General features: G+C 72.5%; 11 protein-coding genes. 9 read left to right on the top strand and 2 right to left on the bottom strand.

The features are described 5' to 3' along the window. Window positions 1-11: 11 nt before the first annotated feature. The 3 genes from R2B67_RS33325 to R2B67_RS33315 are packed head-to-tail and all read left to right on the top strand — an operon-like array spanning window position 12 to window position 3,610. Window positions 12-1,376, top strand: a complete 1,365-nt coding sequence (locus R2B67_RS33325; protein ID WP_317823558.1) for a glutamine synthetase family protein — start codon at window positions 12-14, stop codon at window positions 1,374-1,376. 48 nt (window positions 1,377-1,424) lie between these two features. Further along, a complete protein-coding gene (locus R2B67_RS33320) occupies window positions 1,425-2,819 on the top strand; it encodes an aldehyde dehydrogenase family protein (RefSeq protein WP_317823556.1) in 1,395 nt (464 codons plus the stop codon). 5 nt (window positions 2,820-2,824) lie between these two features. Continuing rightward, on the top strand, window positions 2,825-3,610 hold the full coding sequence (locus tag R2B67_RS33315; RefSeq protein ID WP_317823554.1) for a 3-oxoacyl-ACP reductase: 786 nt from the start codon (window positions 2,825-2,827) through the stop codon (window positions 3,608-3,610). A gap of 22 nt (window positions 3,611-3,632) precedes the next feature. On the opposite strand, the gene R2B67_RS33310 is transcribed toward R2B67_RS33315, so the two are convergent. Both R2B67_RS33310 and R2B67_RS33305 read right to left on the bottom strand, forming a co-directional pair. After that, window positions 3,633-4,841 carry a PucR family transcriptional regulator gene (locus tag R2B67_RS33310; RefSeq protein ID WP_317823552.1) on the bottom strand — a complete coding sequence of 403 codons (1,209 nt, stop codon included), beginning with the start codon at window positions 4,839-4,841 and terminating at the stop codon, window positions 3,633-3,635. After that, window positions 4,838-4,990 (bottom strand): hypothetical protein, encoded by a 153-nt coding sequence (locus tag R2B67_RS33305; protein WP_204164077.1) that lies wholly within the window; start codon window positions 4,988-4,990, stop codon window positions 4,838-4,840. The genes R2B67_RS33310 and R2B67_RS33305 overlap by 4 nt, the downstream gene beginning before the upstream one ends. A 187-nt stretch (window positions 4,991-5,177) precedes the next feature. Here R2B67_RS33305 and R2B67_RS33300 point away from each other — a divergent pair, with 187 nt between their 5' ends. From R2B67_RS33300 to R2B67_RS33275, 6 genes are all read left to right on the top strand, one after another. After that, entirely contained in the window at window positions 5,178-6,161 is a 984-nt protein-coding gene (locus R2B67_RS33300; RefSeq protein WP_018515909.1) for a cell envelope lipid trafficking protein PgfA, read from the top strand. 289 nt (window positions 6,162-6,450) lie between these two features. Next, window positions 6,451-7,620, top strand: a complete 1,170-nt coding sequence (locus tag R2B67_RS33295; protein WP_317823548.1) for a glycosyltransferase family 4 protein — start codon at window positions 6,451-6,453, stop codon at window positions 7,618-7,620. Next, window positions 7,617-8,345, top strand: a complete 729-nt coding sequence (locus tag R2B67_RS33290; RefSeq protein WP_317823546.1) for a class I SAM-dependent methyltransferase — start codon at window positions 7,617-7,619, stop codon at window positions 8,343-8,345. The genes R2B67_RS33295 and R2B67_RS33290 overlap by 4 nt, the downstream gene beginning before the upstream one ends. Next, complete coding sequence (locus tag R2B67_RS33285) at window positions 8,342-12,694, top strand: alpha-(1->3)-arabinofuranosyltransferase (protein ID WP_317823545.1); 4,353 nt, start codon at window positions 8,342-8,344, stop codon at window positions 12,692-12,694. The genes R2B67_RS33290 and R2B67_RS33285 overlap by 4 nt, the downstream gene beginning before the upstream one ends. Continuing rightward, window positions 12,691-13,992: a condensation protein gene (locus tag R2B67_RS33280; RefSeq protein WP_317823544.1), complete on the top strand. Its 1,302-nt coding sequence runs from the start codon at window positions 12,691-12,693 to the stop codon at window positions 13,990-13,992. Before R2B67_RS33285 ends, R2B67_RS33280 begins: the two co-directional genes overlap by 4 nt. Beyond that, entirely contained in the window at window positions 13,989-14,750 is a 762-nt protein-coding gene (locus R2B67_RS33275; RefSeq protein ID WP_317823542.1) for a class I SAM-dependent methyltransferase, read from the top strand. The genes R2B67_RS33280 and R2B67_RS33275 overlap by 4 nt, the downstream gene beginning before the upstream one ends. Window position 14,751 lies beyond the last annotated feature (1 nt).

Raw genomic sequence — 14,751 nt, 5'->3', positions numbered from 1 at the left:
GGAGGAATCCCGTGGCAGACCGCACACCCCCGCTCACCGTCGACGAGCTCCGCTCACGCGTCGCGGACGGGTCGATAGACACCGTGGTGCTGGCCTTCCCCGATATGCAGGGCCGGCTCCAGGGGAAGCGGTTCGCAGCCGGTTTCTTCCTCGACGAGGTGCTGGAGCACGGTACCGAGGGCTGCAACTACCTGCTGGCCGTGGACACCGAGATGCGGACCGTCGACGGTTACGCGATGTCGTCGTGGGAGAACGGCTACGGCGACTTCGGCATGGTCCCCGACCCCGCCACGCTCCGCCCGGTCCCCTGGCACGAGGGCACCGCGCTCCTGATCGCCGACCTCGCCTGGCACGACGGCAGCCCGGTCGTGGCCGCGCCGCGCCAGATCCTCCGCCGCCAGCTGGACCGGCTGGCCGCGCTCGGTTACACGGCGCAGGTCGGCACGGAGCTGGAGTTCATCGTCTTCCGGGACAGTTACGAGGAGGCCTGGGACCGCGACTACCGCGGGCTGACCCCGGCCAACCAGTACAACATCGACTACTCCATCCTCGGCACCGGCCGCATCGAACCGCTGCTGCGCCGCGTCCGCAACGAGATGCAGCAGGCCGGGCTGACCGTCGAGTCCGCCAAGGGCGAGTGCAATCCCGGGCAGCACGAGATCGTCTTCCGTTACGACGAGGCGCTGACCACCTGCGACCAGCACGCCGTCTACAAGACGGGCGCCAAGGAGATCGCGGCCCAGGAGGGTGTCTCGCTGACCTTCATGGCCAAGTACGACCAGAACGAAGGCAACTCCTGCCACATCCACCTCTCGCTCACCGACGAGAACGGCGAGAACGTGATGGCCGGCGACGGGCCGGACGGCATGTCCGAGCTGATGCGCCACTTCCTGGCCGGCCAGCTCGCCGCCCTGCGCGACTTCTCCCTCCTCTACGCGCCGAACATCAACTCCTACAAGCGCTTCCAGCCGGGCTCCTTCGCGCCCACCGCCGTCGCCTGGGGCGTCGACAACCGCACCTGCGCCCTGCGGGTCGTCGGCCACGGCCGCTCGATGCGCTTCGAGAACCGGCTCCCCGGCGGCGACGTCAACCCTCACCTCGCCGTCGCCGGACTGGTCGCGGCCGGCCTGTACGGGGTCGAGCACCAACTCCCGTTGCCCGAGGCGTGTACGGGCAACGCCTACACCTCCGCGTACGACCAGGTGCCGACGACCCTGCGCGAGGCGGCCGAGCTGTGGGAGGCCAGCCCCATCGCGAAGGAGGCGTTCGGCGAGGAGGTCGTGGCGCACTACCTGAACATGGCGAAGGTCGAACTGGCCGCCTACGACTCCGCGGTGACGGACTGGGAGCTGCGCCGCTCCTTCGAACGCCTCTGACGCCTCCGACCATCCCCTGCTTCCTGCTTCCCTGATCGAGGTCCGTACGTGTCACAGCACACCGCAGCGTCCGCCCTGGACGTCCTGAACCCGGCGACCGCCGAGGTCATCGCCACCGTGCCCGCCGCCTCCGTCGCCGACGTGGACGCGGCTGTCCACCGCGCCGCCGCCGCGCAGCGCCCCTGGGCCGCCGCCGCGCCCGCCGACCGGGCCAGGCTGCTGCGCCGCTTCGCCGCCGTGGTCGACGAACACATCGAGGAACTGGCCCAGTTGGAGGTCCGGGAGGCCGGGCACACCATCGGCAACGCCCGCTGGGAGGCGGGCAACGTCCGCGACCTCCTCGACTACAGCGCGGGCGGCGCGGAGCGGCTGCTCGGCCGGCAGATCCCGGTGGCGGGCGGCATCGACTTCACGATCCTGGAGCCGCTCGGCGTCATCGGGGTCATCGCGCCCTGGAACTTCCCGATGCCCATCGCCGCCTGGGGTCTGGCCCCCGCGCTCGCCGCGGGCAACGCCGTCCTCCTCAAGCCGGCCGAGACCACCCCGCTGACCGCTCTGCGGCTGGCCGAACTCGCCCTGGAGGCAGGCCTTCCCGAGGGGCTGTTCCAGGTGCTGCCCGGCGAGGGCCCGGTGGCCGGGAGCGCCCTGGTGGAGCACCCGGGCGTCGCGAAGATCGTGTTCACCGGCTCCACCCGGACCGGGAAGCACATCATGACCCGGTGCGCGGAGCGCGTGAAGCGCCTCACCCTCGAACTCGGCGGCAAGAGCCCGAACATCGTCTTCGCCGACGCCGACGTGGAGGCAGCGGCGGCGGCCACCCCGATGTCGTTCCTCGACAACGCGGGCCAGGACTGCTGCGCCCGGACCCGGATCCTGGTGGAACGGTCCGTGTACGACCGGTTCCTCGACCTGCTCGTCCCGGCGGTCGCCGCCGTGGTGGTGGGCGACCCGGCCGACGAGAAGACACAGATGGGCCCGCTGATCTCGGCCGCCCAGCTGGACCGGGTGCGGGGCTTCGCCGACGGTGTACGGGAAGCCGACGGCGTACGGGCCATGCTCGGCAACTCCCCGGAGGGGCCCGGGTTCTGGTATCCGCCGACCGTGCTCGCCGGGGTGGCGGCCGACGCTCCGGTGGCCGTCGAGGAGGTCTTCGGGCCAGTAGCGGTGGTCCTGCCGTTCGACGGCGAGGAGGGTGCCCTGCGCCTGGCGAACGCCACCGACTACGGGCTGGCGGGGTCCGTCTGGTCCCGGGACATCGGGCGCGCCCTCCGCGTCGGCCAAGGCCTGCGCGCGGGCAACCTCTCCGTCAACTCGCACTCCAGCGTGCGCTATTCGACGCCCTTCGGCGGCTACAAGCAGTCGGGTCTGGGCCGTGAGCTCGGGCCCGACGCCCTGGCCGCCTTCACCGAAACCAAGAACATCTTCATCAGCACGGAGGCCTGAGCACCATGACCGACACTTCCCCTGTCTGCCGCCGCCTGGTCGGCCGCACCGCCGTCGTCACCGGAGCCGGCAGCGGCATCGGACTGGCCACCGTACGGCGGCTGGCCGCCGAGGGCGCCCATGTCGTCTGCGCCGATGTGGACGAGGTGAGCGGCAAGGCCGCCGCCGAGGAGGCGGGCGGGCTCTTCGTCCGTACCGACGTCACCGACGCCGAGGAGGTCGAGGCGCTCTTCAAGGCGGCGATCGACACCTACGGTTCGGTCGACATCGCGTTCAACAACGCGGGGATCTCGCCGCCCGACGACGACTCGATCCTGGACACCGGCCTGGAGGCCTGGCGACGGGTGCAGGAGGTCAACCTGACGTCGGTCTTCCTGTGCTGCAAGGCCGCCATCCCGTACATGCGCGCCCAGGGCCGGGGCTCCATCATCAACACGGCGTCGTTCGTGGCCCGGATGGGGGCGGCGACCTCGCAGATCTCGTACACCGCGTCCAAGGGCGGGGTGCTGGCGATGTCGCGTGAGCTGGGGGTGCAGTTCGCGCGCGACGGCATCCGCGTCAACGCGCTCTGCCCGGGGCCGGTCAACACCCCGCTGCTCCAGGAGCTGTTCGCCAAGGACCCGGAGCGGGCGGCGCGGCGTCTTGTGCACATCCCGGTCGGCCGGTTCGCCGAGCCGACCGAGATCGCCGCCGCCGTGGCGTTCCTGGCGAGCGACGACTCCTCGTTCGTCAACGCGACGGACTTCCTGGTGGACGGCGGGATCGCCGGGGCGTACGTCACCCCGGTCTGAGCCCGTACGCGCAGGGGGCGCGCTACTCCGCCCCCTGCGCCGGTGCTCCCCGCAGCCGCTGCGAGCGGAGGACGAGGAGCATCTCGAAGCGCTGGTCGGGGTCGTCGATCGCGTCGCCCCACAGCTCGCGGATCTGGCGCAGCCGGTAGCGCGCCGTCTGCGGGTGGATGCCGAGCCGCTGGGCCACCTCGGGCGCGCCGCCGGGCGTCTCGATCCAGGCGAGCAGGGTCTCGGCCAGCCGCTTCGCCGCGGTCTGGCCGAGGCCGTCCAGCGGGGCGAGGCAGCGGCGGGCGGCCGCGTCGATCAGCTCCCGGGACGGCAGGAGCACCAACTCCTCCGTGCGCTCGGTGCAGTGCAGCACCTCGCCCTGCGGCAGCAGGTTCTTCTTGATCAGCTGGACCGCGGTCTCCGCCCAGCGCAGGGAGGTCGCCGCCGCGGCCAGCGGCACCGACGGGCCGATCGCGCCGGACCAGCCGGCGGTGGCCCGGCGCAGGGTGTCCGCCCGGCCCGCCGTCTCCGGGTCGGGGATGACGATGCGCGGCTGCTCGCTCTCCATCTCCAGCAGGATCCCCTGGCCCACCGCCGGGGCCACGGCCTCCCGGGCGGGGCGCATCAGCACGCCCACCGCGATGGTCTCCGGCAGCTCCCAGCCGACCCGGGCGGCCCGCTCGGCGAGCGTCCTGGCCGAATCGCCGCGGGGCTCCATCAGGAGCAGGTCGATGAGCTGACGCTGGAGGCGGAGCCGCTCACTGGCGCGGCGGGCCGCCGCCTCGGCGTAGCCCAGAACCGACTGTTCCACGAGGCCGTCCAGATACTCGAAACCCGATTCGGCCAGCTCGTACATGGCGGGCGCGGCGATGTCGACCTGCTGGCCGATCTCGGCGAACCGGCGCCAGGTGAGGCGGACCCCGAGCCGGTAGACGGCCTGGAGCGAGTCGAGGCTGCGGCCGTGCAGCCCCTCGCCCCGGCCGAACTCCTGGAACACCTCCGGCGGCACCCGGGGGTCGGCGGCGCCGGAGGCGAGGTGGCGGACGAAGCCCTCGATGGCGCGGCGGATGCCGACCAGGGCCATCGGCTCACCGGACTCGTCCTCGACGAGCTGGAGGTAGGGGTAGTCCTGCCGGATCTCGGTGAGGATCTTCTGGGCGATCTCCGGCGCTTCGGCCAGGGCGATGGAGGCGAACCGCTCGACCTTCGACCGGGGCACCTCCTGCCAGGCGTGAGACTTCACGAGCCCGCCGGTGCGGTGTCGTAACTGATCAAGGGTGTGTTCGGCTGCTCGGGTGTGGCGCCGAGCAGGGCCACGATGCCGAAGGCGGCACCGAAGGCGAGCGCTGCGGCCACCAGGCTGGTGGCGGCGGCGGCGATGAGTCTGCGCATGATCGGGTCAGCTCCTTGCTGGAGTCGATCCCTACTCCGTGATGGCCGGGCCCCTCCGGCTGGCACACAGTGTCGACAGTCCATTGACATGCCGTCAAGGCCTTGCTTACTGTTCACGCCAATCAAGGGCTGACCGGCCCGGGGCCCGTGCACCTCCCGCGAAGAGATTCGACCCAGGAGTGCCCGGATGCGCCGCAATGCTTCACCTCTGTCACTATTTCTACTGGGTGCAGGGGTCTTTCTGCTCGTTCTCGCGCCGCTGCTTGTCTGGTATGTCCAGCCGCAGGCGAAGCGCACCCCCATAGATATCGATACGACCACGGTCTTCACCGGGACCGGCAGCTACTTCGACACCTCGAAGGTCGAGACGGTCGAGGGCAAGGAGATCACGATCACCCGCCAGGTGCGCGGGGACGTGGCCGACAGCGTCAAGAGCGGCAACGCCGTGTGGGACGTCTCCACCTCTGTCGACCACGAGGGCACCCTGCCCGCCTCCGACCCGCGCGACGCCCTCCAGTGGACCATGGAGCGCTGGGTGACCGACCGGACCACCAATGAGCCGGTCCACTGCTGCGAGGAGAAGCCGACCTTCGACGGGGAGGCGTATCTGAAGTTCCCCTTCGATGTCGAAAGACGTGCTTACCGCTGGTGGGACGGCACCCTCGGCGGCGTCGTCCGGCTCGACTACGCCGGCAAGAAGAAGGTCCAGGGGTACGAGGGGTACCTGTTCAAGGGCACGGTCGAGCCGACCCGCACCGGCGTGCGCCAGGTGCCCGGCGTGCTCGTGGGCAGGCCCCGTACGCCGCAGATCCTCGCCGAGGAGTGGTACTCCAACAGCGGCATCGAGCTCGTCGTGGACCGGCGCACCGGCCGCATCATGAACGCGGCGATCGGCCCGAAGAAGACGCTGCGCGCACCGGGCTCGAAGAAGGACGCCGTCACCCTGCTGGAGAGCAAGCGCGTCGAGTTCACCAAGGAGACCCAGCTCAAGCAGGTCGAGCTGGCTTCCGCGGACAGCGACCGGCTGGCCCTGCTCTCCGGGACCGCGCCGGCCGGAGCGGTCGGACTGGGGCTCGTGCTCGCGACCGTGGGCATCGTGCTCGTCATTCGGGGCCGCAGAACGGAGCCGGAAGCCCCGAATACTCACATGATGACGAACTCGCCCACCTGAGTTACCGGCAAGTTGTCGCATCGGTGAGTAGCCGGGGGCGTAGCCGTACCGAAAACTGTCTATCCCCACCACAGCACGGCCCCCGGTCTCTCATCCCTTGTTCGCGCGCCCCACAGCCGCGTTCTCCGTTTCCGTACCCGAATCCGCTCGTCCCGCTCCCGTAGTGCCCCAGCCCCTCCCGTTTTCTTCCATCCCTTCTCCACGCTTCCTCCGTCCCTCTCCCTCCCTTCTCCGTGTTCTTCAAGCCCCGCCCCTAGTCCCCCGCTCCCCGAGCCGAGTTGGAGCACCGATGCCCCAGCACGTACCTCCCCCGCTGCTTTCCGCAGCCGCGCCGCAGGGTCAGGGCCAGGTCTCCCCCAGGGTTTCCGCCTCCCCGAGACGCATCGTCTTCCTCGCCCACCGCGACCTGGGCAACCCGGCCGCGGGCGGCTCCGAGCTGCTCATCGACCAGCTCGCCCTTGGCCTCACCGAACGGGGCCACGACGTCACCCTCCTCTGCGGCGGACAGGCCGCGCGCCGGCCCTACCGGGTCGTCTCCGCCGGTTCGCAGCTGGGGCACTACCTCGGCGCGCGTTCCGCGTTCGCCCGGCAGGTCGGCAGCTGCGACCTGCTGATCGAGGTGTGCAACGGCATGCCGTACCTGGCGCCCCTGTGGCACCGCGGTCCGACCGTGTGCCTGGTCAACCACGTCCACACCGATCTGTGGGAGATGCGGTTCCCGGCGCCGGTGGCCCGCGCCGGGCGTCAGCTCGAACACTGGGCCCTGTCCCGGGCCTACCGGGACCATCTGATGATCGCCGTATCGCCGTCCACCGCGGGCGCCCTGCGTGAGCTGGGTGTTCCGGACGACCGCATCCGGCTGGTGAACAACGGCGTCCAGGATCCGCTGCCGCAGAGCGAACGGTCCGCGACCCCGCTCTTCCTGGCGCTCGGCCGGCTGGTCGACTACAAGCGCATCGATCTGCTGCTCCAGCTCTGGGAGCGGGTACGGCCCGTCACCGGCGGCCGGCTCGTGATCGTCGGTGACGGTCCCGAGCGGGAGAAGCTGGAGAAGCTCGCCGGCCCCGATGTGGAGTTCGCCGGGCATGTGTCCGAGGCGGAGAAGCACCGGCTGCTCTGCGCGTCCTGGATGCTGCTGCACCCGGCGGCCGTGGAGGGGTGGGGGCTGGTCGTCACGGAGGCCGGGACCCGGTCGACCCCGACGCTCGGCTTCGACGTCCCCGGACTGCGCGACTCCGTCGAGGACGGCGTCACGGGCATCCTCGCCCGGGGCGAGTCGTCCTTCGCCGCGGCCTGGTGCGCGCTGGCGCTCGACGAGGAGCGCCGCGAGGCGATGGGCAAGGCCGCGCGCGAGCGGGCCGCCGCCTACCGGTGGAGCAGCAGCGTGACCCAGCTGGAGGCCGTGGCCGCCGAGGCGATCAGCGGTACGCGGTCCTGGCCGGCGGGTGCCCGCTCGTGAAAGACCCGTCCTTCCGCCGCTCCCTCACCCTCTTCCGCGCCTTCATGCGCGAGGAGGAGGACCCGGCCACCGTCTACACCCTGCTGGCCAGGGACGCGGCGGACCAGGTCGAGCGGTACGTACCGCTCGACGGGAAGGTCGTCGTCGACGTCGGTGGCGGCGACGGCTACTTCACCCGTGAGTTCCGGCGGCGCGGCGCGCAGAGCTATCTCTTCGAGCCGGACCGCGGTGCGCTGCGCACCAGGCCCGAACAGGGGCCGCGGGACACGGTCGTCGCCGACGGCTATCTGCTGCCCCTGGCGGACGGGGCGGCCGATGTCGCCTTCTCCTCCAACGTGCTGGAGCACGTCGCGGACCCGCACACCTTCATCAGCGAGATGGCGCGCGTCACCCGCCCCGGCGGGCTGATCTACGTCTCGTTCACCAACTGGTACTCGCCGTGGGGCGGCCACGAGTGGGCCCCCTGGCACTACGCCGGCGCCGAGCGCGCCCGCGCCCGCTACGAGCGGCGCACGGGCCACCCGGCCAAGCACCGCCTCGGCGAGAACCTCTTCAGGATCGATGTCGGCCCGACACTGCGCCATGTGCGGGGCCGCACCGACGTGGACCTCGTGTCCGCGCGGTCGCGGTACTGGCCGGTCCTGCCCGAACTTGTTACCCGGGTGCCCGGACTGCGGGAATTCGCCACCTGGAACCTCCTTCTCATTCTCCGGCGGTGTTCATGACCAGCGCAGTCCACCTCCCACCCCACCAGTCCCCGGACGGCGGCGACCCGCTGCCCGGCAGACCGGTCGACGAACCGGCGGCGCCCCGTTCACGGCGCTGGCTGCTGGGGTTCTGGGCCACGGTGTTCGTGGCGTTCCTGGCGGTGTCGCCGGGACGCATGACGTTCGACACCAAGCTCGGGGTCGTCGTGGATCCCGGGCGGTTCCTCGGCGACCTGGGCGAGCTGTGGCACAGCCGGTCCGGCTTCGGCGGGATCACCGACCAGTACATCGGCTACCTCGTGCCGATGCTGCCGTACTACGGCCTGGCCGACCTGCTGCGGGTGCCGACGTGGCTCGCGGAGCGGCTCTGGCTCTCGCTGATCGTGGCGGCCGCCTTCTGGGGTGCGCTGCGGCTGGCGGAGCGGCTGCGGGTGGGCTCCTCGGCCACCCGGCTGCTCGGCGCTCTCGTGTACGCGCTGTGGCCGACGTACACCATCGTCGTCGGCTCGACCTCGGCCGCCGCCCTGCCGGGCGCGCTGCTGCCGTGGGTGGTGCTGCCGCTGACGAACCCGCGCCTCGCGCCGCGGATCGCCGCCGCCCGTTCCGCGCTGCTGATCCCGCTGATGGGCGGGGTGAACGCGGCGTCCACGCTGGCGTCGCTGCTGCCGGTCGGCCTCTATCTGCTGTCCCGGCCGGGCGGCCCCCGCAAGCGGGCGCTGCTGCTCTGGTGGATCCCGGGCGTGATCCTCGCGACCGCCTGGTGGATCGTTCCGCTGCTGCTGCTGGGCACCTTCGGTGAGAACTTCATGCCGTACGTGGAGTCGTCGTACACCACGACGACGACCATGTCGGCGACCGAGGTGCTGCGCGGCGCGGGCAACTGGGTCGGCTATCTGAACTTCGGCGAGCCGTGGCTGCCCGCCGGGTGGACCGTCGCCACGGCGGCCGTCACCATCCTGGGCTCGGCGCTGGCCGCCGCCCTGGGTCTGGCCGGTCTGGCCCGGCGCGATCTGCCGGAGCGCCGCTGGCTGGTGCTGACGGTGCTGTCCGTCGCGCTGATCACGCTCGCCGGGTACGGCGGTGCGCTGGGCGGTCTCTTCCACGGGACCGTGCAGGAGTGGCTGGACACCTGGCTGGTGCCGTTCCGGAACATCTACAAGTTCCAGACGGGTCTGGGCCTCGCCCTGGCGCTCGGTGTGGCGCACATCGCCGCCGTCGCCTCGCTGCGGGCGGAGCGCGACGAGCGGGTGCCGGTGCGGGCGCGCCGGCTGGCTCCGGTGATCGCCGCGGTGCTCGTGGTGCCGGGTCTGGCCTGGCCGTACGTCAACGGGTCGATCCTGCAGCCGGGTTCGTTCAAGGAGATCCCGGACCACTGGTCGAAGGCCGCGGGCTGGCTGAAGGAGAACTCGGCGAACGACCGGGCCCTGGTCGTCCCCGCCACCGCGCACGGCATCTACACCTGGGGCTCCACCATCGACCAGCCGCTCGACGTGCTGGCCGACACGCCGTACGCCCAGCGCGACTACGTCCCCTTCGGCACGCCGGGCAACCGGCGGGCGATGGACGCCGTCGAGCAGGCGCTGACGTCCGGGGGGCAGGTGCCCGGGCTGAGCGAGTACCTCAACCGGGCGGGGCTGCACTACGTCGTGGTCCGCAACGACCTGGACCCGGACCAGCTGGGGTACGTCCCCACCACCACGGTCAAGCGCACGCTGGAGGCGTCCGGCTACAAGCGGGTCACCGGCTTCGGCCCCGTCATGACCGGTGGCCGCATAGCCAACGACACCCCGGTGCAGATCGAGGGCCTCTACCCGCGCCAGGAGGCGGTGGAGATCTACGAGCCGCCGACCGGCACCGAGCGTCCCGGCCGGGCGAGCATCGCCCCCGTCTCCTCGACCGCCGTCGTCAGCGGCGGACCGGAGTCCCTGCTGCCGCTCTCCGCGAACGGCGCCCTGGACGGCCGGCCTACCGTGCTCGCCGGTGACGCCCACCCGGGCGTGGGCAAGCCGTCGCTCTACGCGGCGGGCGACGGACTGCGCCGCGCCGACACCCGGTTCGGGCTGGTCAACACCAACACGTCCCACACCTACACGGCCGACGAGCGCAACGCGCCGGAGTCGGAGCAGGACCCGGGCGCGGCTCCGCGCCAGATCCTGCCGACCGAGGGCAAGGAGCACCAGACCACGGCGGTGCTGCGCGGCGCCAAGTCGGTGAGCGCGTCGTCCATCGGCAACTGGCTGTTCCACCTGCCGCAGTACGACCCGGTCAACGCCTTCGACGGCAACCCGGACACCGCCTGGGCGGAGGGCTCCGCCGCCTCCCCCAAGGACGAGTGGGTACGGATCGACTTCTCCGGTACGCAGGAGATCCCGGGCTCGTTGCAGCTCACCCCGCTGCCCAGCAACGGGGTGCGGGCCGCGGCGACCGAGGTGCGCGTCGAGACGGACCGCGGCTTCAAGGACAGCCCGATCCGCCCCGACGGCTCCCCGCAGGAGGTGGCCGCGCCCGCCGGGCCGGCCGCGTGGCTGAAGGTGACGATCCTCAAGTCCCAGCAGGGGAACCCCGGTCTCACCGGCGCCGGGTTCACCGACATCGCCATCCCCGGGGTGCAGGTGACCCGGATGCTGGAGCTGCCCTCCGACGCACCGCGTGAGGGCGCCGACGCGACGGTCTTCTCGCTGAAGCGCGGCAGCGACCCGGGCGGGCTCTCCGCCGTGGCCGCGGAGACCGGGCTGCACCGCCAGTTCACGGCCGGCCAGGCCGGTTCGTACAAGGTGGCCGCGAGCGCGGTGCCCGTGCCGGGCGAGGCGCTGGACAAGCTGCTGTTCGACCTGACGGGGAAGCGCGACAAGATCCTGGTCAGCGCCGACTCGACGGCCCGTCTCGGCACCAACCTCAGCGCGCGCAACCTGACGGACGGCGACCTCACCACCGCGTGGATCGCGGGCGACCGTCCCGTACTGCGGCTTTCCTGGCCGGAGAAGACCCAGATCGGCGAGATCGTGTTCGCGGCGGCCGGCGGCATCTCCACCCGGCCCGAGCAGGTCCAGATCAGCTCGCCGGACGGCACGGCGGTGGCGGCGGTGGACGAGAACGGCATGGCCCGCTTCTCGCCCATCACCACCGACAAGATGGACATCACCATCTCCCGTCAGGCACCGCTCACCGTGCACAACCCGTTCGCCGGCGGCCAGTTGCAGCTGCCGGTCGGACTGAGCGAGGTCTACATCCCGGCGCTGGACAAGTTCCGCTCGCCGCAGCCCGCACCGGAGAAGAAGTTCAGCCTGCCCTGCGGTCAGGGGCCGGTCCTCTCCATCGGCGGCACGCTGATGGAGACCAAGGCCGAGGGCCGGGTCAGGGACCTCACCCAGCGCCGTCCCATCGCCGTCTCGCTCTGCTCCGAGCGGTCCGAGGTGGAGCTGGGCGCGTCGACCCACACCGTGGAGGCCGGCGACGCCGGTCCGCTCGCCATCACCGACGTCACGCTCTCCACGGGCGAGACAAAGGCTCCGGCGGCCACCGCACGGACCGTCGACGTCAAGACGGGCGAGGGCGACCGCCGCACGCTGACGGTCGGCGCCGGCGAGGCCTCGTACCTCCAGCTCCACGAGAACCACAACAAGGGCTGGAAGGCCACGCTGGACGGCAAGGAGCTGACGCCGCTGCGGATCGACGGCTGGCAGCAGGCGTGGCTGGTCCCCGAGGGCGAGGGCGGCACGGTCACCCTGGAGTACGAGCCCTCGCTGATCTACCGGGCCGGGCTGATCGGGGCCGGGGTGCTGTTCCTGGTCCTGGTGGGTCTTGCCGTCTTCCGGCGGAAGGGCTCCGGCCCGGCGGAGGAGGCGTACGAGCGTGAGGAGCAGGCACTTCCGCCGGCTCCCGGGCTGATCCTGGGCACCGTGGCGCTGACCCTGGTGGGCATCGTCATCGCGGGACCGGTCGCCCTGGTGGTGCCCGTGCTCGCCGTACTCGCCCACTTCCGCCCGTCGTTGCTGTCGCCGATCGCCTTCGCGGCGATGGCCGCGGCCGGGGTGATCGTGGCCCTCAGCACCGGGGAGTACACCTCCGTCGGCGAGGGCGCCTTCGGGGCGACGCCTCAACTCCTCGCGCTGATCGCACTGTTCGCCGCACTGGTCACGGTCGGGTCCGCCCCGAGCCGGGGCAGGCGACGGGCCGGCCGGTCCACGGAACCCTCGGCCGTCACGGCCGACGGGGGCGACGGGGACGCGACGATCCCGCAGCAGCAGGTGGGGCCGCCGTCCGGCCGGACCCTCTCCGCCGACGCCAAGCGGCCGCACACCGACCCGCGCGCCAGCGGTCCGGGCGGCCCGGCCGCTCCGCCCGGCAGCGGAGGACCCACCGGATGACCGCCACGCATCCCGCCCGGCCGTACGCGGCCGGGCGGCTGCCCCGGGTACCTTTCCCCGTCGTCGACGAGGTGGACCGGCACTGCGCGCAGGACGCCGAGCCGAGCACGATCCACATCGAGGTCCATCTGCCCGGCCGTCTGGACGAGGACCGGCTGCGCACCGCGTTCACCGCGTCGCTGGCGCGGTTCCCGCGGGCGCTGATGCGGGAGCGGCCGCGCGGCCCGCTCGCGCGGCGGTACGAGTGGGAGCTGACGGACGGTCCCGACCGGGACCCGGTCACCTTCCTGCCGCACGCGCCCGGGGCGCTCGACCGGGCGCGGGCGGCGTCCCTCGCCGTCGCCCCGCCGCTCACCCTCTCGCCTCCGCTGCGGGTCGAGGTGGTCGAGGAGCCGGACCGGGAGGGGTGTGTGCTGGTGTTCACCGTGCACCACACCGCGCTGGACGGGCCCGCCTGTCTGCGGCTGGCGGCGACGGCCGCCGAGATCTACAGCGGACGGTCCCTTACCGCGCCGTCCGCCCCGGCCCGCCCGGCCGCCGAGCCACTGCCCCGGCACTCCGGTCCTTCCGCCCTCACCCGGCCCGCCCGGGTGGCGGCGGGCAGCCCGGGGGCAGTGCCCGGCAACGGGCAGCTGCTGGCCGAACTGCCGGTGCCCCGGCGGGAGCGGGGCGCGCCCTACACGGTGAACGACCAGCTGATGGTGGCCACCGCCCTGACGGTGGCCGAGTGGAACCGGCGGCAGGGGGCCACCGAGCGGCCGCTGCGGATCACCATGCCGGTCGACGACCGCACCCGGGGTCCGGAGATGCCGATCGGCAACGGCACCCGGCTGGTCGAGGTCGGCTTCGACGCGGCGGAGGTGGCGGCCGACCGGGACATCGCCGGGCTGCTGCGCCTGACCGCCGAGCGGACCCGCGCCCTCAAGGGGCAGCCGCGTCCGCAACTGGGCCGCTCGACCTCGCTGTTGACCACCCCGCTGCTGCCGGTCGCCGTGCGGGCCGCGTACACCCGGGGGCTGCGGGTGCTGGCGGGGCCGTGGACCTCGACGACGCTGCTCAGCAACGTCGGCCGGATCCCGTACCCGTTGGACTTCGGCGACGCGGGGAGCTCCCAGGCCCTGTGGATCTCCGCGCCCGCCCGGATGCCCAGGGGGCTGACGTTCACCACCGCGTCCACGAACGGCCGGCTGCACCTGGCCCTGCGCTGGTCGCGGACCCTGCTGGGGGACGAGGACGGCGAGGCGCTGCTCGCCCTGTTCACCCGCCATCTGGCCGCGACATCCTCGGAGGCTCCGTGACCGGCACCGCCCCCCTCCCGCTGGGGGCCGACGACCCTGTCTCCGCTCCCCCGCCCGGGCTGCGGGACTTCTACGAGAACCCCGCCGTCCCCGTGGCGTCCGGCGACGGGCGCAGCCGGCGCCAGGCGCGGCTGCTGGCCGACGCCCTGCGCGGGCGGACCGGCCAGGTCATCGTGGACGTCGGATGCGGTGACGGGACGGCCGCCGCCACCGCCGCGCCTATCCTCACCGGCCACCGGCTGATCGGCGTCGACTGGTCGCAGGACGCGCTGCGCCGGGCCCGTCCCCGGATGGGTTCGGTGGTCCGGGGCGAGCTGGAGCACGGCGGGCTGCCGCTCGCCGACGGGTGCGCGGACGCGGTGCTGTTCAGCGAGATCCTGGAGCACCTCGTCGACCCGGACCAGGCGCTGGACGAGCTGCGGCGCATCCTGAAGCCGGGCGGCCACCTGATGCTGTCCACCCCGAACCTGGCCGCCTGGTACAACCGGGCGCTGCTGCTGGCCGGGGTGCAGCCGGTGTTCTCCGAGGTCAGTCTGCGCGGGATCCACGGCCGCCCCGGCTCGGAGGTGGTGGGCCATCTGCGGCTCTACACCGCCCGGGCGCTGCGCTCCTTCCTGACGGCCTCCGGCTTCGAGGACGTGAAGATCACGGGCGCCCCCTTCCACGGGGTGCCGCGTCCGCTGCGGCTGGTGGACCGGGCCGCGTGCGCGGTGCCGGGGGCGGCGTCCATCCTGCTGGCCCACGCGCGGCGGCGATAGC

The sequence above is a fragment of the Streptomyces cyaneofuscatus genome (assembly GCF_033109485.1).
In the GTDB taxonomy this organism is placed as follows: domain Bacteria; phylum Actinomycetota; class Actinomycetes; order Streptomycetales; family Streptomycetaceae; genus Streptomyces; species Streptomyces cyaneofuscatus.
The sequence above is the reverse complement of the archived record's forward strand: the minus strand, read 5'-3'. Positions and strand labels throughout refer to the sequence as shown.